Raw genomic sequence first — 19,625 nt, forward strand, 5'->3', positions numbered from 1 at the left:
GGCGGTCAACGGTTAGGCGGAGCCCCGCTCCCCTGCGCGCTGGCCCATCCGCACGGGCCGTCTCGCTGCCCCACGGCCCGATCCCCGCCCGCGACCCACGGCCCGCATCTCCACAGCCCGTGTCGTCGGCTGGCCCGCTCCCTCGTGACCGGGCACCCGCGGCCCTGGCCCACGCCGCCTGACAGGCGTCCAATCTGTAACAGACAGTGAGCGCGATCGGCTGACCGCCGCAATACGAGGACGGTGCCAGGACACACGGCCCGCCGGGGCAGCGTCCGGACGGCTTGTCTGTCCGCAAGGTGACACCGGATCGGCACAACCCCTATCTCAAACCCCGCGACAGCAGCACTATCGTCAGAGCGTGACGGCCAACACATCCGCGGCGTTGTTCACTGGATCCGCCGGAGTTGGCACCCCCGCCACCGGGCCCGTACCACCACGGGCAGCCACATCATCACGAGTAACGCAGGTGACCGCGATGACGGCACGCCAGGCACGGCCCCACATACGGACGCCCGCCGGCGTCGGTCGGCTCCGCACCCCGCGAGCGGCACGGACAGTAACCGCTGCTGGCGGCACCGGACGCACCTGGACGGACGGTCGGCGACACGGCGACGAGTGCCGATGACGCCCCGCCGGCCCGACGGAGCGCTCGAGGCGACCGGCACCGGCCGGATGCTCGCGGCCCTGTCCCGCTGGACGGGCCCACACCCGGTCACCGGTGGGGCCACCAGGACGATCACAGGGACGATCACCAGGATAGCCACCGGACCGGCACCCGATCCGGCGCTACCGCGGCATCGAGGCCGGTGACCATGGTGAACACGACCCAGGAGCGGATCGACCGGACCCTGACCGCGCTGTCGAAGGCGGTCGCGTCCCAGGCTGCCGCCCTGATGGCCCTGGAGAACGCGCCCGAGCGGGCCCTACTCGTTCCGGACCGGCTCACCGGCGGCACCCGCCAGCGGGCGACGACCGCGTTGAGCGCGTTGACCGATGCCTGGCACTGGTACAGCGTCCTCACCGATCTCGCCGGACGGGCACGCGCCCTGCGCGGGGACAGGGCCCGGCTGGACGCCCGCGCCATCGACGAGCTGGACCTGCTGCTGCACGGCCCGGTGCCACAGCTGGGCGTCCGCCCGGCGAAGCTGGCCAGCCGTACCGACGCGGCGCTACGGACCGTACGCACCTGCATCGACGAGATCACAGCCGCCTGGAACACCCACCTGGCCATCGTCCACACGGCCGAACAGCGGATCGCCACCGCCGCCGCGACCGCTGCCCGGCTGCGCCTGGACGACGACGCGGGCCTGGCCATCGCCCGCCGGCTGCTGGCCGAGTTCGCCGAGCGAGCCGCCACCGATCCGCTCTCGCTGCCCGAGAGCCTGTCCGCGCAGCTGGCGGCGGCGGTCGCGGCGGCCGGTAGCGGGCTGGACGAACTGGCCAGACGGCACGACGCCCTGCCCCAGGCGCTGCGGGAGGCCCACGAGCTGCTGACCGGCATCATCGCTCTCATCGAGCAGGCCGCGGCGGACGCCGAGCGGGCCCGCGGCCGCGTCCTGCGGTCGAGAGCGTCCCTGACCCGTCTGCCCGACAACGTGCTCGACGACGAGCGTCACGGCCTGCGGACCTGGCTCGACCGGCTGACCGCGACGGCGGCGGCGGGCCGCTGGAAGGAGGCGAGCCGAGGCCTCGATCGCTGGCGGGAGCTCGCGGACGCCACCGCGATCTCCGCCCGCCGGGTCGCCGAAGCCAACGCGGCCATGCTGCGTACCCGGGACGACCTGCGCGGGCTGCTGGCCGGCTGGCAGGCCAAGGCGGTCGGACGCGGTGTCGCCGCGGAACCGGAACTTGCCGGCCTGTACCGACAGGCCCGGTCGGTGCTGTACACGGCACCGACCGATCTCGACCGGGCCGCCGCGCTGGTGCACGCCTTCGGTGCGGCGGTCGATCGCCGCACCTCGTCGAACCCAGGGCCGAACCCGGAGCCGAAACCAGGGCCGGAGCCGAGAGCGGGGCCGGGATCGGGCGCGGATTCCGGGTCAGGATCAAGGCTGGGAGCGGACGGTCCGGCTCGCTCACGGCCGGACGGGGGCCGCGGGCCGGCCTCGGCGCACAATGGGTCGAGCGCGCGTCCAGCAGGGAAGGCTCCTGGCCGCGGCGTCGCCGCGACGCCTCGGTTGATACTGCCGACATGCCGACCCGGCTCCGACAGCCTGGCCCCGGTGTGCCGCCAGGGCGGCGGCAGACCGCGTCCGCCCGTGGACGCTGGTCCGACCAGGTGATACGCACGTGATCGGCCGTGGACAGGCCACGGCCGAAGGCACGGAGACCGGGCGGGTAGGCCACGACCCCGCCACGGGGAAGGGACGGTACGGAATCGACCAGAACGGGGGTCGCTGCCCTGCGTGCGCGACTCCGGTACGTCCGGACGACCGCTTCTGCGAAGCGTGTGGAACGCTGCTGCGGGCCACACCACCGGTAGGGACCGATGACGCCGACCATCGTGAGATCGACCTCGGCCCGATCGCCGGCGTCTGTGACCGAGGGGTACGACACACCACCAACGAGGACGCGATGGGCGTCTTCATGGTCGGCTCCACGCTGATCGCGGTGGTCTGTGACGGCGTGTCGAGCACGCCCGGATCCGGACTGGCCGCCCGGGCGGCAGCCCAGGTGGCGGCGGCGACCGCGGCGGCGATCCTCGCCCGGCCCATCACCCGCCCCCGCCCCGGCGGGGAGCGGGACGACGCGGAGCCCCGCACCGACCATGACCGCGGCAGACCGGCCGGCCCCGACGGGTTCGGCTACCCCGGCTTCGGCGCGGACCTCGGTGAGGATCGCGACCCGCCCGACCATCATGATCGTTACCGTGACCGCGGTGGCCGCCGCGGCGACCACCGCACCGACTGGCCGGACGCCGACCTCCCGACCTGCCCACCTGGCCCGCTCCCACCCGGCCCGCTCAGCGAGGAACTGCCCCCGAGGCGGGCCGAACAGGCGGTGCGTGCCGCCGTGGCCGCCGCGCAGGACGCGGTGGCTCGGATGCCCGCCATCGGGCGCAGTTCACCGTCCTGCACGCTGGCCGCGGCGATCATCACCCGTGAACGGGACGGCACCGGGCACGTGACCGTCGGCTGGATCGGCGACAGCAGAGTGTATTTGCTCACAACGCGCTGCTTCCAGCGGCTGACCGAGGACGACACCTGGGCGGCCGAAGCCGCCCGCGCCGGGCTGATCCCCGCCTCCGCGGTCGAGACCGACCGGCGGGCCCACACCCTCACTCGCTGGCTCGGGGGCGACGCCGAGGACGTCACCCCGCACGTCCGCGCCTTCCCGCTGCCCGCTTCGGCCACGGTGCTGGTCTGCACCGACGGGCTGTGGAACTACCTCTCCCGTGCCGAGGACATGGCCGCGGTCGTCGGCCAGCTCCCGCCGAACGCCTCACCGCTCATGATCGCCCGTCATCTGACCGGGCACGCGATCGACCGCGGCGGCCACGACAACATCACGGTCGTGATCGCGCAGGTCGGGCCGGACCCCACCGACGGGCACGCCGACCGGCACACCTCCGGAAGGGAGCAGCGATGACCACGCCGTTCACCGTGGAGGTCTTCCAGAACGAGTACCTGGCCCACGGCCACGGCGAGGTGCACGCGGTGGTCACCGTCCGGGGAGCGTACGACCCGGCGGGCCTGCCGGGCCAGCGCGGCCCGGTGGAGCTCGCCGAGGTCATCTTGCTGGACTGCTCCGGCTCCATGGGCAACCCGCGGACGAAGATCGTCGAAATGCGGCGGGCGGCGGCGGCCGCGGTCGACGCCCTGCCCGACGGCACGTGGTTCGCGATCGTGCGGGGGTCGGGGATCGCCGAGGCCGTCTATCCGGCCGGCCGTGAGCTCGTCCGGGCCGACGAGCGGACGCGGGCCGCGGCCAAGGAGCGGATCGGACGCGTCGACGCCGACGGAGGCACCGCGATCGGCCGCTGGCTCACCCGCGCCCGGGAGCTGATGGCCACCAGGCCGGATGCCATCCACCACGCGATCCTGCTGACCGACGGACGCAACGGCGAGCGCGCGGCCGAGTTCGACGAGGCCGTCGCCGCGTGCGTCGGGCGTTTCCAGTGCGACTGCCGGGGCGTGGGAGCGGACTGGCGTGTCGACGAGCTCCGCCGCGTCGCGACGGCCCTGCTCGGCACGGTCGACGCGGTCCGGCGCCCGCAGGACCTGGCCACCGACTTCCAATCCATGATCAATAACGCGACGAACCGGGCAGTGGACCGGGTCAGCCTACGGGTGTGGACGCCACGTAACGCCACTGTACGTTTTCTGCGACAGGTCGCACCATTCGTGACAGATCTCACCGGAATTGCCACGCGAGTCGACGAACTGACTGTCGATTATCCGACCGGCGCATGGGGCAGTGAATCCCGCGACTATCATCTATGCGTCACCGTTCCACCACGTACAGACGATATGGAGATGCTGGCCGCCCAGGTCGGCGTGGTCGTGTCCGGCCAGGTGCGGTGCCGTGAGCGCGTCCGCGCGGTCTGGACCAGCGACATCGACCTGTCCACCCGGATCGCACCCGAGGTCGGCCCCTACACCGGCCAGGTCGAGCTCGCCCAGGCCATCCAGGAGGGACTGCAGGCCCGACGCGACGGCGACGAGGCGACCGCTACCATCAAACTTGGTCGAAGCGCACAGCTGGCGCGTCAGTCCGGCAACGAGGGTACATACCGCCTACTTCAACACGTGGTCGACATTGAGGACGCAAGCGCAGGTACTGTTCGGCTGAAACGGAACGTCGACACCATTGACGAAATGGTCCTTGACACACGGTCGACCAGGACCGTCAGGGTGAACAGGTGATCAGGTGAGTGCACGCTGCCCAGACGGGCACCTGTCTCTGGCTCCCGACTACTGCGATCAATGTGGTATGCGGATTGTAGCCAACCAGGAGCCCTATGTCATTCATCCCGCTGACGGGACGACCGGGTCGTCAGGTCGCGGGCGACCGCACCAGCCGGACCATGCCGCCGGGGGCCACGGGGAGCCGTCCTACGGCCGGCGGCCGGCGGAAGGCTCCGGGCCGCTGCCGGCCGGCCCGGGGCAGTCGGGTCCGAACCCGTCGCTGCCGGGCGACCCGTTCGGACGGGACGGCTATGCCCAGGACGGCTACGACTCCGCCGGCCATCTAGCCGGTGGCTACGGTGCCAGCGGGTACGGCCGCGACCCGTACGGCCAGGAGAGATACTCCTCCAGCGGCTACCCGCCCGACCCCTACGCCCAGGGCGGCTACGGCGCGGACGGCTACCCGCCCGATCCCTACCGGGACCCCCGCGGCGAGCCTTCCGACGAGCCGTACCGGGCCGACCTGTGGGGTTACGAGCGGGCTGACCCGTACCGGTCCCCCGCGCCCCCCGCGCCCGGCACGGGCGGTGTCGACGACCCGTACGGCCTCGACCGCGGGGCCGCCGCCCGCCCCTCGACGGGAGCACCGGCCACCGACTACCACCGGCCCCCGCCGAACCAGGCTGGCTTCGAGCGTCCGGCGCGGGATGTTCGGGAGCCGGTCGAGGGCTATGCCGCGTGCCCGAACTGCCACAACCCGAACGAGGTGGGTGCCCGCTTCTGCGAGGTGTGCGGCTTCGACCTCGTCCTGCTGGAGCGTCCCGCGCCCGTTCCGGCGGAGCCGCGTTCCGGCCCCAGTGGGCCACTGCCGGTCCAGGCCAGCTGGGACGTGGTCGTCGAGGCCGAGCGGGAGTACTACGACAGCGGTGACGACCATCGGGTCCCGTTCCCGACGATCTACCCTCGGCGGGTGTTCGCGCTCAACGGCTCCCGGCTGCTGATCGGGCGGCGCAGTGAGTCCCGTGGGATCCATCCGGAGATCGACTTGGCCGGTGCCCCCGAGGACCCGGGCATCTCACGCGCGCACGCCATGCTCGAGCTCCTGCCGGACGGCAGCTACGCGGTGCTCGACCCGGGATCGACGAACGGCACCCGGATCAACGACGAGCCGAACCCGATCCCACCGGGTCAGCCGATACCGCTGCATCACGGCGACCGGGTGTACCTCGGAGCCTGGACCAGGGTCACGATCCGCTCCCGCTGACGGCTGTTCCCGGTAACAGCCGTCAGCGGTAACAGCGGTCAGCGGCACGGCCACTGGCCGACGTCACCATGCGCCGGCCAGCCAAGAAGATCTGCGTGAGTCCGTCGTTCGGGACGCCCGTCAGGCCGGAAGGCGTACCGAACGACAGACTCACCGGGATCAGGCTCACCTGGATCAGGCTCGTGCGCGGACGCGTGAACACTGCCCACGCCACCTGGCTACCTGGGGCCGGCTGGCTATCTTGTTGGCGTTAACCGGCTGTCCGTTGACCGGCTGGCTGGCCGGCGCTCCTACGCCAGGTGCCAGCGCTGCCCCTCGGGTGTGTCCTCGACGATGATGCCGCCGGCGGCCAGCCGGGACCGGATCTCGTCCGCCTCGGTGTAGTCCCGTCGGGCACGCGCGGCCGACCGCAGATCAAGAACGATCTCCATGACGCCGTTGAGTGCCGGCCGCAGCTCGGAACCGGCCGCTGGCCACTGACTGACCGGGTCGAGCCCGAGGACGACCAGCATTCTGCGCACGACGTCGACCCAGCCGGCAAGCTCCCGACGCCGCGCTTTGGACAGCACCTGGTTCCCGCGGCCAACCGCGCCGAAGAGGACAGCCAGCGCCCGGGAGATCGCGAGGTCGTCGTCCAGAGCGGCCGCGAAGGCCGCCCACGCCTGTGCCGGGCTGTCCACCTCGGCCGGGTCGTCGCCCGCGGAAGCATGCGCGGCCGCGCCGGCGGCGATGACCACCGCCCCGGCCCGCCCGGACGAACGGGCGCCCTGGCGTGTGCCGCCCTTCACCTGGCCCTGCCCGGCGGGATCCCGACGTGGGTTCGTGGCGCATTCGGCCGCCAGCGCCGCGGCCTCGTCCGGCCCGCCCAGGATGTCGAGCGCGTTACGGACGAACGTCTCGATCCGGTCATGAGCCGCCGCCGACTCGGCCAGCCCTTCCGGGGTGTACTCCAGCGACGAACGGTAGTGCGCCGACAGCAGATGGTAGCGCAGTACTTGTGGCCTGACCTGCTCGAACGCGTCGCTGACCAGGAACGAGTTGCCCAACGACTTCGACATCTTGGTGCCGCCGGTGGTCAGCAGACCGACGTGCATCCAGTAGCGGGCCATCTGCGGCGCGCCCCCGCCGGCGCCCCCGTGGGAGTGGGCCGCGCTGGCCGACTGCGCACGCTCGTTCTCGTGGTGCGGGAAGACGAGGTCGAGGCCGCCCCCGTGGATGTCGAAGACCTCCCCGAGGTACTTGCCGGCCATCGCCGAGCACTCGATGTGCCAGCCCGGCCGGCCGCGCCCCCACGGCGACTCCCAGAACGGCTCGCCGGGCTTCGCGCCCTTCCAGAGCGCGAAGTCACGGGGATCGACCTTGCCCTCGTCGCACTCCGGTGACGCCTGGACCGCTTCCGGGCGCTGGTGGGACAGCCCGCCGTAGCCGGCGAAGCGGGAGACCCGGAACCACACCGAGCCGCCGCCGGGGTAGGCATAGCCGGTGTCCACCAGCCTGCCGATGAGTGCCAGCATCTCCGGGATGTGCCCGGTGGCCCGCGGCTGGATGGTGGGTGGCAGGACGCCGACCGCACGGTAGGCGTCGTCGAAGGCCCGGGTCTGGCGGGTGGCCAGCTCCCACACGCTTTCGCCGGCCCGGCTGGCGTTGATTATGATCTTGTCGTCGATGTCGGTGACGTTCTGTACGAAGGTCACCTCGAGCCCGGACGCGACAAGCCAGCGGCGGAGCAGGTCGAAGGCCACGGCGGTACGGATGTGTCCGACGTGCGGCGGGGACTGGACGGTGGGCCCACAGACATACACGCTCACGTGACCGGGGCGCAGCGGCTCGAACGGCCGCAGGCGCCGGGTGCGCGTGTCGTAGATGTGGAGTCCCATCTGTCAAGAGTACGGCGCAGCCCCACGCGGGATCCCCCGCCACCCGTGTCAGACACGACTCCGTTCCATGAACGGCCCGCAACATGTATGAAATCCGACTCCGGTAGAGGGTCGAAGTCGGATGACGTGCGGCCCGGGCACAGTATGCGGAACGAGCCGTGCATGGTATAACGCACAGCATGGTGCACGGCACGTCACAACGGAAGATCACAAATCACAATGGTGGATCCCCGGGGTTTCGCCGTACCTGGCGATACATCAGGCCATACATAAGGCCGCACATCGGGCCACAGCGGGCCGCCGCGCACCGGACCACCGCCGTCAACCGGTGGTGAACACCCGCTCGGCGGTGACACGGATGACAATCCGTGTCGCTTCGGGTGCGTCCCAGCGATACGTCTCGTCGCCGGTGTACTTCAGCGCGAGGGCGTCGATCAGCTCGCGACCTCCCTCTTCCGACAGTGTGGCCCGCCCCCGGACCTCGACATATCCGTAGGGATCCCGCTGGTCGAGGAACATGATTCCCACCCGCGGATCCCGGGCGATATCCCGCTCCTTGGCACGACCCCGAATTGTGGACAACAGAAGCTCATCGCCATCACGAGCAATCCACAACACAGTCATTCGCGGAGACCCGTCAGGCCGGATCGTCGCAAGCGTCACGTAGATCGGGGAATCCGCGAGTTTCTTGACCTTCTCGGGCAGATATGACGACATCAGGCTCCTTTGCCGCTCCTGTCGCTTTCCCACCCTGTCATCCGGTCGACGGCCGTCCGGTTGTCATGCCAATCAGGCATAACAACCGGACAGCCAGGTCGGGCCCACGACGCTCCTGGACGCGCCCTCGCTCAGGCGCGGACCACGAGCGCGGTGGCGATCGCCGCGAGCCCCTCGCCACGGCCGGTCAGCCCGAGGCCGTCGGTGGTGGTGGCGGACACGCTCACCGGCGCGCCCACCGCCGCCGCCAGGACCTCCTGTGCCTCCACCCGCCGGCCGGCCAGGCGCGGCCGGTTGCCCACGATCTGCACGGCGACGTTGCCGATGGTCCAGCCCGCCTCGGCCAGCAGCCTCGCCGTCTCACCCAGCAGGGCCACCCCGGCCGCACCGGCCCATTCCGGCCGGCCGGTACCGAAGACCGAGCCAAGATCCCCCAACCCGGACGCGGTCAGCAGCGCGTCACAGGACGCGTGCGCGGCGACGTCGCCGTCCGAATGACCGTCGAGCCCGGTCTCACCGGGCCAGAGAATGCCCGCCACCCAGCAGGGGCGGCCCTCCGCGAACGGGTGGACGTCGACACCGAGCCCGACCCGAGGAAGTCCGGACAGATCCCTCACCTCACTCACACGTCATCACTTACACATCACTCAGGGAGAAGGAGACGGCCGGAGGCGAGCCGGAGCGCTCCGCGACCCGGATGCCGTTCCAGCGGCGTCGGCATTCCAGCGGCATCGGAACCGCGACGACCACCGTGTTGCCGGGATCCGGTGTTGTCGGGATCCGGCGCGGGTAGATGGTCGCCGCGTCAGGGCGTGTCCGGCGGATGTCTGATCGCGCGGGCCGCGCCCAGACGACCAACATCCATCAGCCGCACCCTGGGGCATTTCCCGTGGATCTTCACTCGCGCGGATCGGCGCCCAGCTGGCCGCCCGCATCGAGCAAGATCCACGGAAAACACCCTAGCGGTGTGCGAGCAGCGCCTCGGCGAGGACCAGGTCGGCAGGCCGGGTCACCTTGAACGCCTCCTGTGCCCCGGGAACGGTCATCACGACCACGCCGAGCGCCTCGACCAGGCCTGCGTCATCGGTGATCGCCACTTCGGGAGGCAGCGTCGCGCTGAGCCGGTAGGCGTCGTCCAGCACGTCCCGGCGGAATCCCTGCGGGGTCTGCACGGCACGCAGAACATCGCGCGGCACTGTCCGTACGACCCGGCCGGTGTCGTCGATCTGCTTGATGGTGTCGTTGACCGCCAGCACCGGGATGACCGCGGGCGCTCCGGCCAGGACCGCTGACGCGACCGTGTCGACAAGCGCCGGGGGCGTCAGCGGACGGGCCGCGTCGTGCACCAGGACGACCCCGACCGTCTCGTCGAGCACCGCGAGAGCGGCCCGCACGGAATCGATCCGCTCGGCGCCACCTGCGATCACCTGTACGCCAGGCCCCAGCAGCGCCGCGAACGCGTCCAGCTCCGCGGTCGGAGCGGCGACGACCACCTGATCGACCAGGGCCGCGGAGGTCAGTGACTCGACCGCGTGCTGGACGAGGGAGCGGCCGGCCAACGAACGAAGTGCCTTGGGTACGGATCCACCAAGACGCTCGCCGCGGCCGGCTGCCGGCACGACCGCGGCCACACGGTCAGACATATGCATAAAAAGCGTCAAATAGATTCAACGCGTTGGCTATCCGGAGTATCCGCCGCCGCGACTAACCCGCCAGTACCTCGTCGAGCATCGCTTCGGCTTTGTCCTCGTTGGTGCCCTCGGCCAACGCCAGCTCACTGACCAGAATCTGACGCGCCTTGCTCAGCATGCGCTTCTCACCAGCGGACAGCCCCCTTTCGCGATCACGACGCCAGAGATCACGAACGACCTCGGCGACCTTGTTCACGTCACCCGAGGCAAGCTTCTCGAGATTCGCCTTGTAACGCCGCGACCAGTTGGTTGGCTCCTCGGTGTGCGGGGCCCGCAGGACCTCGAACACCCGCTCAAGGCCGTCCTGGCCGACCACATCACGGACACCGACCATCCCGACGTTGTCTGCGGGGACGCGCACAGTGAGGTCACCCTGCGCAACCTTGAGCACGAGATAGAGCTTTTCCTCGCCCTTGATGACGCGTGTTTCAATCGCGTCTATGAGAGCAGCACCGTGATGTGGGTAAACAACGGTCTCGCCGACTTGGAACGCCATGTGTCAAGTGCCCCTTCCGCCTTCACCAGGGTAACACGCGTGCATCGACGCAGGTCAGACGCGTGCTTGTGGAACAGGCCGGCGACGGCCCGTCCGGACGTCCCGGTGACGCGTCCAGCGCGCCTCGGCGACGCTCCGGACCAGGCGAAACGGGCAATGGCCACCAGCATGGACAGCCCACCCGGATGTTGTTGCCGTGCTTCCCGCTACCCCGTGACGCCGTGATCGGCGTCACGGGGTAGGGCAGCCACACCGCCGCGCCGCTCGGACCGCACCCGCTGGTGGAATCCACCCGGGGTGTCGTCACGCGACCGTGTACGACACCCCGGGCCGCGCCGTACCGGACGATGCCGCCCCCGGACGATGCGCGCCCCGCTGGCGTCCGCCCTGTTGACACGGCACCAGCTTCCTATACCACCCGGCACATGGACCGTCCATCGGCCACGATGGAGGGGTGCACGTCACACCGCCGCCGCCTCCCGCCTCCGGGGACGACGGAAACGGCCCCGGCCACGAGGACGACCAGCACGCCCACCTTCCGCATCAACGCTGGGAAGAGCTTCCCCCGGTCGACGTCAGGATCCCTGACGACCTGAGCGATCTCGACGACGAGGTGGTCGCCTACCAGGCCGAACTGCGGGCGCAACGGCGGCGGGAGCGCGTCGACCGGCTGGTCCCGGGCCTGCGGAGCCTGCGCGGCCGGCGCCGCCGGCCCGGCAGGCGTCACCGACCCGACCTGCTCGAGCGGCTCGACCGACGTGACCGGCCGAGGGCACCGGGCGGGCGCCCTCGCCACACCTCCGGGGCTGCCGTCGCACTGATCGTCATCGTCCTCGCGGCGCTGGGCGCGATGGTGCCGCTCGTCCTCGCGCATCCGCGGCCGCTCGCGCCGCAGGGCGCGGTCCCGCTCGCGTCCACGACCGTGCCGCCGGGCGCGGTCGGCGGGCTGCTGCCGGGCGTCCCGCTCAGTACCGCCCGTACCTCCCGTCCCGCCACTGATCTGCGACCAGCGCTGATCGTGCTACTGCCGGTGGCCTGCGAGTGCCCGCGGGCCATCCACGAGATCGTGAGCCAGGCCCGGGAGGGCCGGCCGATACCGACCTATCTTGTGGCGCCGTGGACCGACGACCCCTCGCTGGAGCGGCTCGTCCGTCAGCCGGACGCGGCCGCGGGGTTCGCCGTCGGCTACAACGACCCGGGCGCCTCCCTGTCCCGGCTGTACCGGGCCGACCCCCGGCAGCCGACCCTGCTGCTCGTCGCCATGGACGGCCGCCTGGTGCACCCGCCACGTATCTTCACCGTCGGTGACCGCCTGGAGGGATGGCTGGGGGCGTTGCCGGGCCGATAGGCGCCTCCCGGCCCGGCCTGGCCCGACCGGCCCCGGGCCGACCCTGCGTCCATCGCGCGGCGATGTTCCGAACAGGCGCTGCGGGCATGACTGTCGCGGCCCGTCCGTCTTGTTACTGTTTGTTGTGTCTTGTCATGGCTTGCCATGGGTTTGTCGTGGCCGTCTCCCGGTGTCGGCTAGCGGGCCCGCCGCGCGGCGGCGTCCCATGGCTGGTTCGCCGCGCCGCGGGAGGACCTGCACTAACATGTGGTCCGCGGTCGAACTCTGCACGTATGCGAGTTCTGTGCGAATGTGCGTCCTGGGGTTGGGACCGTGCCCGTCCCGTCCGCCGGCCCGGCGACGGGGTCAACCGACACCGACGTGACGATCGTCGGTTCCGCACCGAGGAGCAGCCGACTCGTGAGCCACCGCCCGGGTGTGCGTACCGCGACCGCCTTGCTGGTGGCCGCCACATCGCTGATCGGCACGGCCGCGCTCTCCGCCTGCGCGGCCGGCAGCGACGCGCTGACGTCACAGGCCCGCACGACCACGAACACGGTGTCCGGTGCCGTCGGCACCATCGCGCTGCGCAACGTCTACGTGGCCGGGCCGGCGGCCAGGGGCGGGGACGCCCAGGTGGTTTCGGCCTTCTTCAACGGGGGGGCCCAGGAGGACCAGATCATCCAGGTCAGCTCCGACGCGGCCAACGGTGGCGCGGCACCCGCGTCGTCGGTTCTGAAGCCCGGTGGCGGCGTTATCTACATCGCCAACGGCAGCGCTCCGACGCTGACGGGGCTGAACCGCGAACTGCTCGTCGGGCAGGCGATTCCGGTCACGTTCACGTTCGCCAAGGCCGGCAGCGTCACCCTGAACGTCCCGGTGGAGCCGGCCGCTCCCGGGGCGTCCGCGCAGGCCACCGCGGCCACCAGCGCGACGCCCACGCCGCGCGCCGTGGCCTCTACCGACCGGGCGCACTGACCCGAACGGCCTGGGCAGCCGTTACCGCGGGTCGCGGCAGCCGGCTTCGGTGTCGCCGCTGGGCAGTGGGGTGCCGCGTTGCCGCGGGCCGGACGACATCCAGGCAAAAGCGATCATTATGATCTGCTGGGACAGATCAACATAATCGTTGTCGTACAGCCGACAACGTCGATTATCCACCGCCCCGTAGTAGTTGTCGGAGCATGCCTATACGGTGCGGGCCATGTCCTCTCGGCCTCCCGTTCCCCGACCGAGCACACCAGGCCCGTCCGGCTCTCGCGTCGCCTCGGGCGGCTTCCGATGCAGCGGATGCGGCGCTGAGGCCGTCAAGTGGACCGGTCGCTGTCCGCGCTGCCAGGCGTGGGGGACGGTCGAGGCACAGGTTCCCCCCGCCCGCGCGGCCCACCGGGTCAGCAGCCGCAACCTGACGGCGCGACCCGCCGCGGTGGTCACGGCGCCCGCACGTCCGATGTCGGATGTCGACGTCACCACGGCCCGCAGCCGTCCGACCGGCGTCACCGAGCTCGACCGGGTGCTCGGCGGTGGGTTCGTGCCCGGGGCGGTCGTCCTGCTGGCCGGGGAGCCGGGCGTGGGCAAGTCCACGCTGCTGCTCGAGGTCGCCGCCCGTAGCGCCACCTCCGGCGCGCGGGCGCTGGTGGTCACCGGTGAGGAGTCGGCCGCGCAGGTACGGCTGCGGGCGGGCCGCACCGGGGCGGTGCACCCCGAGCTGTGGATCGCCGCCGAGACCGACCTGGAAGCCCTCCTCACCCACGTCGACGAGGTCCGCCCCAAACTGCTTGTGGTTGACTCGATACAGACCATCACCACCGCCGCGGCGGAAGGCGCCGCCGGCGGGGTCACCCAGGTCCGGGAGGTGACCGCGGCCCTGATCCGGGCGGCGAAGGCGCTGGACATGGCCACCGTCATCGTCGGCCACGTGACCAAGGACGGCACCGTTGCCGGGCCGCGCCTGCTCGAGCACCTCGTCGACGTCGTCCTGCACTTCGAGGGCGAGCGCCACTCGTCCCTGCGCCTGGTCCGGGCGAGCAAGAACCGCTTCGGTCCGTCCGACGAGGTCGGCTGTTTCGAGATGGGCGACGGCGGCATCCGCGGGGTCGCCGACCCCAGCGGGCTGTTCCTGTCCCGCTGGCACGACGGCGGGCCGATGGACGGCGTGGCGGGCACCTGCGTGACGGTCGCCGTCGAGGGCCGCCGGCCGCTGGTGGCCGAGGTGCAGGCGCTGGTGGCGAGCTCGGCCGCGGCCGTACCGCGCCGGGCGGTCTCCGGGCTGGACTCGGCGCGGGTCGCGATGATCCTCGCCGTCGTGGAACGCCGTGGCCGCATCCAGCTGGGGAAGTCGGACGTCTACGCGGCGACCGTCGGCGGTGTCCGGCTCGCCGAACCGGCCGCCGACCTGGCGATCGCGCTGGCCACGATCAGCAGTGTCGAGGACCGCCCCATCCCCGGCGACCTGATAGCGATAGGTGAGGTCGGCCTGGCCGGCGAGGTCCGCTCGGTGGGCGCGGTCCGCCGGCGGCTGACCGCGGCCTTCAGACTCGGCTTCCGGCGGGCGCTGGTACCTCCGGACGCCGGCCCGGCGCCCGAGCACATGACGACGATCGAGGTTTGCGACCTGGGCCAGGCGATACGGCACATGTACGGCCCAGGCGAATGAAAAGCACATCTGGTGAAAACACCGCTACAACATCGCAGGAGCGGCATGGCAAAGCAGCCGGCCCGATACCATGACCAGGGCGGGACGCCCCGACACAGAGGGAGCCAGATGGCAGGATCACCCGGGGATGACACCTTCCGGGCGACACTGGCCACTGTCGCCCCCGGTACCCCTTTCCGGGACGGGCTTGAACGCATCCTGCGCGGCCACACCGGCGCCCTGATCGTACTTGGTCACGACAAGGCGGTCGAAGGCCTCTGCACGGGCGGTTTCGAGGTGGACGTCGAGTTCTCCGCCACCCGGCTGCGGGAGCTGGCGAAGATGGACGGCGCAATCGTCCTGTCGTCCGATCTTCAGCGGATCGTGCGCGCTGCCGTCCACCTGGTGCCCGACCCGACGATCTTCACCGAGGAGTACGGCACCCGGCACCGCACCGCCGAACGGGTCGCCAAGCAGAGCGGGTACCCGGTGATCTCGGTCAGCCAGTCGATGCGCATCATCGCGCTGTACGTGGCGGGCCGGCGCTACGTCCTCGACGAGTCGGCCGCGATCCTGTCCCGGGCCAACCAGGCACTGGCCACCCTTGAGCGTTACAAAATGCGGCTGGACGAGGTCGCCGGCACGCTCTCCGCGCTCGAGATCGAAGATCTGGTAACCGTTCGTGACGCGATATCGGTCAGTCAGCGCCTGGAGATGGTCCGCCGCATCGCCGACGAGATCGAGGGCTACGTCGTCGAGCTGGGAACCGACGGCCGGCTGCTCTCCCTCCAGCTCGAGGAGCTGATGGCGGGAGTCGAAACCGAGCGGGAACTCACCGTCCGTGACTACCTGCCGTCCGGGGGCAAGGTCGGTACCGCCGCCGAGGTGCTGGCGCAGCTGTCCGCGATGTCGTCGACGGAGCTGCTGGACCTGACCGTGCTCGCCCGCGCGCTGGGCTTCTCCGGCGGCGCGGACGTGCTCGACAGCCAGGTCAGCCCCCGCGGCTACCGCATGCTGGCCAAGGTGCCCCGGCTGCCACGGCTGGTGGTGGACAGGCTCGTCGACCATTTCAGCACCCTGCAGAAGCTGCTGGCCGCCGGCGTGGACGACCTGCAGGCCGTCGAGGGCGTCGGCGAGGCGCGCGCGAGGGCCATCCGCGAAGGGCTCTCCCGCCTCGCCGAATCCAGCATCCTCGAACGCTACGTGTAGACCGGAGCGGCTGTGTGCGGCCGCATGTGAAGCACCGCATGGTGCACCCTCACGTGTCCGTGTGAACCGCTGGACAGCGCGGAGACGGGCGTCCGTTCGCGTCACGCGCGCCGCCAGCCGATGACCGCCGACCGATGGCGGTGGGCCGCGCGGCCCAGCCCACCTGTGGGCCCCGGCCTGCCCGGCCGGCGGCCATGCCAGGATGGCGGGGATGGCATCCACCGCCTCTCCCACGGCCACCTCGGCATCCGTGACCACTGCCGCGGCCGATGCGGCCGCCGTAGCCGATGCGGCCGACGCGGTGTCGGTCGACGCGGCCGAACCGGCCGCTGTGGCACCCGTGGCCGCCACGGCTGCCAGGCCCGGCCCCGGGGCTTCGACGGCGTTCGCCGACGCCGTCCTCGAGTGGTACGCGACCCATGCCCGTGACCTCCCCTGGCGGCACCCGGAGGCGAGCCCCTGGGCGGTTCTCGTCAGCGAGATCATGCTGCAGCAGACGCCGGTGAACCGGGTGCTGCCGGCATGGCAGGCCTGGCTGGACCGCTGGCCCGCCCCGTCGGCGCTCGCCGCGGAGCCGGCCGGCGAGGCCGTCCGCATGTGGGGGCGCCTGGGCTATCCGCGCCGGGCGCTGCGGCTGCACCAGGCCGCGGTGGCCATCACGGAGGAGCACCATGGGCTGGTTCCCGACGACCTGGAGCATCTGCTTCGGCTGCCGGGAGTGGGGACCTACACCGCCAGAGCGGTCGCCGCGTTCGCCTTCCGTCAGCGCCACGCTGTGATCGACGTCAATGTCCGGCGGCTCGTCGGCCGGGCCGTCAACGGCCGCGACGACCAGCGAACGGCCGTGTCACGCCGGGACCTCGAACTGGTCGAGTCCCTGCTGCCCCACGACGCAGAGAGCGCGGCTCAGGCCAGCGCCGCGTTCATGGAGCTCGGTGCGCTGCTCTGTGTCGCGCGTACCCCCCGGTGCGAGGCCTGCCCGCTGCGGCGGGAGTGCGCCTGGCGGCGGGCGGGCAGCCCGGCCGCCGCGGACACGGGCCGACGCACGCAGAGCTACGCCGGGACCGACCGGCAGGTACGCGGAAAGCTGCTCGCGGTGCTGCGCGAGTCACCCGTCCCGGTGCCGCAGGACGTCCTGGACACCGTGTGGGACGAGCCCGTACAGCGCGGCCGTGCGCTGCACGGCCTGCTCGACGACGGCCTCGTCGTCGCGGTCGCGCCCGGTGTGTACGCCCTGCCCGGCGAACAGGCCTGGCCCGGCGTGCGCAGCCCATCCGGCGGATAGCCCACCCAGCGAACGGAGCCCCGGGCCGACCGACCTTCCTCGGTATTTGCTATAAAGCAAGATAAGATTCCGTGAGCATCCGGCAACAAGCCGGCCAGCCCGAAGCAAACAGTGCCGATCCCAGGAAATGGTGCTGAAGAGCGTAATTCGTAAATCGTTTCGAGTTGGCCGGAAAAAGGACCACACAGTTGGCCGCGAACGCATCGGACCGGATTGCTAACTTCACATCGAGGAGGCCCGAACATGGACACCGACGGCGACCCTGTTCCCGAACCCCGAGGCATACCCGCCGCTGCGCCGGCCTCGCTCGCCGAGGTGGTGACGGTGCGGCACGGCCCACTGGTCGACCACGAACTCGTTCTCAGCACCGGAGCGACCGCGTCCGACCTGACATCCGCAATGATCATGGTGCCGCCGCAGGCCGCGCTGGTGAGTTTCCACGGTGACGTCGACCTGTCACTGGTCTTCCGAGAAAGACCAGGATGCTACGGCGACAGCCCCGAAGACCTGGCCGGACCGGCCGTGTAGCGCATGTAGAGGTACGTGTAGAGGTAAGTGCGTGCAGAGGTAAGCAGAGGTAAGCGGTAGAGACGGCGCACGCGGCGCCGTGGCGCGTGTGACGCCAGGCCGTCCCACTAGCCCTAGCCGTGACCTGGCCGCGAACCGTGACGGCCACATCGCCTCCGGGCAGGTGGACCGCACGGGACGGCCAGGCAATATCGTGGGCGGGTGGCCATACTCTCTCCCCGCGGCGAGGACTTCCCTCGCTGGTATCAGGACGTGCTCGCCAAAGCTGAACTGGCCGACAACGGCCCGGTCCGGGGAACCATGGTCATCCGACCGTACGGCTACGCGATCTGGGAGCGGATGCAGGCCGACGTGGACGCCCGGATCAAGGCGACCGGGGCGGTCAACGCCTACTTCCCGCTGTTCATCCCGGAAAGCTACCTGCGCCGGGAGGCCCAGCACGTCGAGGGCTTCAGCCCGGAGCTCGCGGTCGTCACCCACGGCGGCGGCAAGGAGCTGGAAGAGCCGGTGGTGGTCCGCCCGACCAGCGAGACCGTGATCGGCGAGTACATGGCGAAGTGGACGCAGAGCTACCGCGATCTGCCGCTGCTACTCAACCAGTGGGCGAACGTGGTGCGTTGGGAACTGCGCCCCCGGCTGTTCCTGCGCACCAGCGAGTTCCTCTGGCAGGAGGGGCACACCGCGCACGTCGACCAGGCGGACGCCGCCGCCTACGCCCGCCGCATCCACCTCGAGGTCTACCGGGAGTTCATGACCTCGGTGCTCGCACTGCCTGTCCTCGTCGGCCGCAAGACCGCGAAGGAACGGTTCGCCGGCGCCATCAACACCCTCACCCTCGAGGCGATGATGGGCGACGGCAAGGCGCTGCAGATGGCGACCAGCCACGAGCTCGGGCAGAACTTCGCGCGCGCCTTCGACATCGACTTCCTGGGCGCCGACGGCCAGCGGCACCTGGCGTGGACGACGTCGTGGGGCTCGTCGACCCGCATGATCGGCGGTCTGATCATGGCGCATGGTGACGACAACGGGCTGCGGATACCCCCGCGGCTGGCACCCGTCCAGGTGATCGTGCTACCCGTCCGGGACGACGCGGCGCTCCTCGAGCGGGTTTCCCAGATCACCGAGGGGCTGCAGGCCGCCGGGGTGCGCGTCCAGCTCGACGCCCGCCCCGGCCTGTCGTTCGGCCGGCGGGTCACCGACGCCGAGCTCAAGGGCATCCCGGTACGTGTCGAGATCGGCCCGCGCGACCTTGCCGCCGGCAGCATCACCCTGGCCCGCCGCGACACCTCGGAGAAGATCACCGTACCGCTCGACGACGTGCTGGCCCGGGTGCCCGCGCTGCTGGACGACGTCCAGCAGAACATGTACGACACGGCCCTGGCCGCTCGTGACGCCCGCACCCGCGACGTGTCGGACCTCGCCGAGGCGGTCGAGGCGGCGTCGGTGGGCTTCGCCCGCCTGCCGTGGGCCGCCGTCGGTGACGGCGGCGAGGCCAAGCTCGCCGAGGAGTCGTTGACCGTCCGCTGCATCCAGCGGCCGGACGGAACGCTCCCGGACAGCGGGGACGAGTCCGACCTGGTCTGCATCGTCGCCCGGGCCTACTGATCGGGCCCGCTGGCCGGGCCACGGCCCGCGGGCCAATGGCCGTATTGCCGATTAATTCTGTCGTCCCCGGGTATTTCCAAGATCGGGCTTGTGATGCCCGACCGCCGACACGGCCACGCCGCCACGTGGCTCCCGCCCGAGCGG

16 protein-coding genes are annotated in these 19,625 nt (G+C 71.1%); 11 read left to right on the forward strand and 5 right to left on the reverse strand.

The window, feature by feature from the left end:
• Positions 1 to 815 precede the first annotated feature (815 nt).
• The 4 genes from FSYMDG_RS21020 to FSYMDG_RS21035 all read left to right on the forward strand — a co-directional run bounded on the left by FSYMDG_RS21020 (position 816) and on the right by FSYMDG_RS21035 (position 6,114).
• Complete coding sequence (locus FSYMDG_RS21020; RefSeq protein ID WP_013875395.1) at positions 816 to 2,285, forward strand: hypothetical protein; 1,470 nt, start codon at positions 816 to 818, stop codon at positions 2,283 to 2,285.
• Between the two features lie 7 nt (positions 2,286 to 2,292).
• Positions 2,293 to 3,591: a PP2C family serine/threonine-protein phosphatase gene (locus FSYMDG_RS21025; protein ID WP_013875396.1), complete on the forward strand. Its 1,299-nt coding sequence runs from the start codon at positions 2,293 to 2,295 to the stop codon at positions 3,589 to 3,591.
• Positions 3,588 to 4,868, forward strand: coding sequence for a vWA domain-containing protein (locus tag FSYMDG_RS21030; RefSeq protein ID WP_013875397.1), 1,281 nt, complete (start codon positions 3,588 to 3,590; stop codon positions 4,866 to 4,868). Before FSYMDG_RS21025 ends, FSYMDG_RS21030 begins: the two co-directional genes overlap by 4 nt.
• Before the next feature lie 67 nt (positions 4,869 to 4,935).
• Positions 4,936 to 6,114 (forward strand): FHA domain-containing protein, encoded by a 1,179-nt coding sequence (locus tag FSYMDG_RS21035; protein WP_050803611.1) that lies wholly within the window; start codon positions 4,936 to 4,938, stop codon positions 6,112 to 6,114.
• A gap of 290 nt (positions 6,115 to 6,404) precedes the next feature.
• On the opposite strand, the gene cysS is transcribed toward FSYMDG_RS21035, so the two are convergent.
• The 5 genes from cysS to FSYMDG_RS21065 all read right to left on the reverse strand — a co-directional run bounded on the left by cysS (position 6,405) and on the right by FSYMDG_RS21065 (position 10,895).
• Positions 6,405 to 7,991: a cysteine--tRNA ligase gene (cysS, locus tag FSYMDG_RS21040; protein ID WP_013875400.1), complete on the reverse strand. Its 1,587-nt coding sequence runs from the start codon at positions 7,989 to 7,991 to the stop codon at positions 6,405 to 6,407.
• Positions 7,992 to 8,312: 321 nt separating this feature from the next.
• Positions 8,313 to 8,708, reverse strand: a complete 396-nt coding sequence (locus FSYMDG_RS21045; RefSeq protein WP_013875401.1) for a PPOX class F420-dependent oxidoreductase — start codon at positions 8,706 to 8,708, stop codon at positions 8,313 to 8,315.
• 131 nt (positions 8,709 to 8,839) lie between these two features.
• Positions 8,840 to 9,334 (reverse strand): 2-C-methyl-D-erythritol 2,4-cyclodiphosphate synthase, encoded by a 495-nt coding sequence (gene ispF, locus FSYMDG_RS21050; RefSeq protein ID WP_013875402.1) that lies wholly within the window; start codon positions 9,332 to 9,334, stop codon positions 8,840 to 8,842.
• Positions 9,335 to 9,667: 333 nt separating this feature from the next.
• The gene (ispD, locus tag FSYMDG_RS21060; protein ID WP_043604166.1) at positions 9,668 to 10,351 is read right to left on the reverse strand and encodes a 2-C-methyl-D-erythritol 4-phosphate cytidylyltransferase; all 684 of its coding nucleotides are present in this window, start codon (positions 10,349 to 10,351) and stop codon (positions 9,668 to 9,670) included.
• A 61-nt stretch (positions 10,352 to 10,412) separates the two neighbouring features.
• Positions 10,413 to 10,895, reverse strand: a complete 483-nt coding sequence (locus FSYMDG_RS21065; RefSeq protein WP_006545253.1) for a CarD family transcriptional regulator — start codon at positions 10,893 to 10,895, stop codon at positions 10,413 to 10,415.
• Between the two features lie 454 nt (positions 10,896 to 11,349).
• On the opposite strand from FSYMDG_RS21065, the gene FSYMDG_RS21070 reads away from it, so the two are divergent.
• From FSYMDG_RS21070 to proS, 7 genes are all read left to right on the forward strand, one after another.
• Complete coding sequence (locus FSYMDG_RS21070; RefSeq protein ID WP_013875405.1) at positions 11,350 to 12,243, forward strand: hypothetical protein; 894 nt, start codon at positions 11,350 to 11,352, stop codon at positions 12,241 to 12,243.
• A 399-nt stretch (positions 12,244 to 12,642) separates the two neighbouring features.
• Positions 12,643 to 13,200, forward strand: a complete 558-nt coding sequence (locus tag FSYMDG_RS21075; RefSeq protein WP_013875406.1) for a hypothetical protein — start codon at positions 12,643 to 12,645, stop codon at positions 13,198 to 13,200.
• A 223-nt stretch (positions 13,201 to 13,423) separates the two neighbouring features.
• The gene (gene radA / locus FSYMDG_RS21080) at positions 13,424 to 14,875 is read left to right on the forward strand and encodes a DNA repair protein RadA (RefSeq protein ID WP_013875407.1); all 1,452 of its coding nucleotides are present in this window, start codon (positions 13,424 to 13,426) and stop codon (positions 14,873 to 14,875) included.
• A 108-nt stretch (positions 14,876 to 14,983) separates the two neighbouring features.
• Positions 14,984 to 16,063 carry a DNA integrity scanning diadenylate cyclase DisA gene (gene disA, locus FSYMDG_RS21085; RefSeq protein WP_043604169.1) on the forward strand — a complete coding sequence of 360 codons (1,080 nt, stop codon included), beginning with the start codon at positions 14,984 to 14,986 and terminating at the stop codon, positions 16,061 to 16,063.
• A gap of 211 nt (positions 16,064 to 16,274) precedes the next feature.
• The gene (locus FSYMDG_RS21090; RefSeq protein WP_013875409.1) at positions 16,275 to 17,348 is read left to right on the forward strand and encodes an A/G-specific adenine glycosylase; all 1,074 of its coding nucleotides are present in this window, start codon (positions 16,275 to 16,277) and stop codon (positions 17,346 to 17,348) included.
• 243 nt (positions 17,349 to 17,591) lie between these two features.
• A complete protein-coding gene (locus FSYMDG_RS21095; protein ID WP_013875410.1) occupies positions 17,592 to 17,876 on the forward strand; it encodes a hypothetical protein in 285 nt (94 codons plus the stop codon).
• A gap of 201 nt (positions 17,877 to 18,077) precedes the next feature.
• Complete coding sequence (gene proS / locus FSYMDG_RS21100; RefSeq protein WP_013875411.1) at positions 18,078 to 19,481, forward strand: proline--tRNA ligase; 1,404 nt, start codon at positions 18,078 to 18,080, stop codon at positions 19,479 to 19,481.
• Positions 19,482 to 19,625: the final 144 nt, after the last annotated feature.

It is taken from the genome of Candidatus Protofrankia datiscae (assembly GCF_000177615.2).
GTDB classification, from domain to species: Bacteria; Actinomycetota; Actinomycetes; order Frankiales; family Frankiaceae; genus Protofrankia; species Protofrankia coriariae.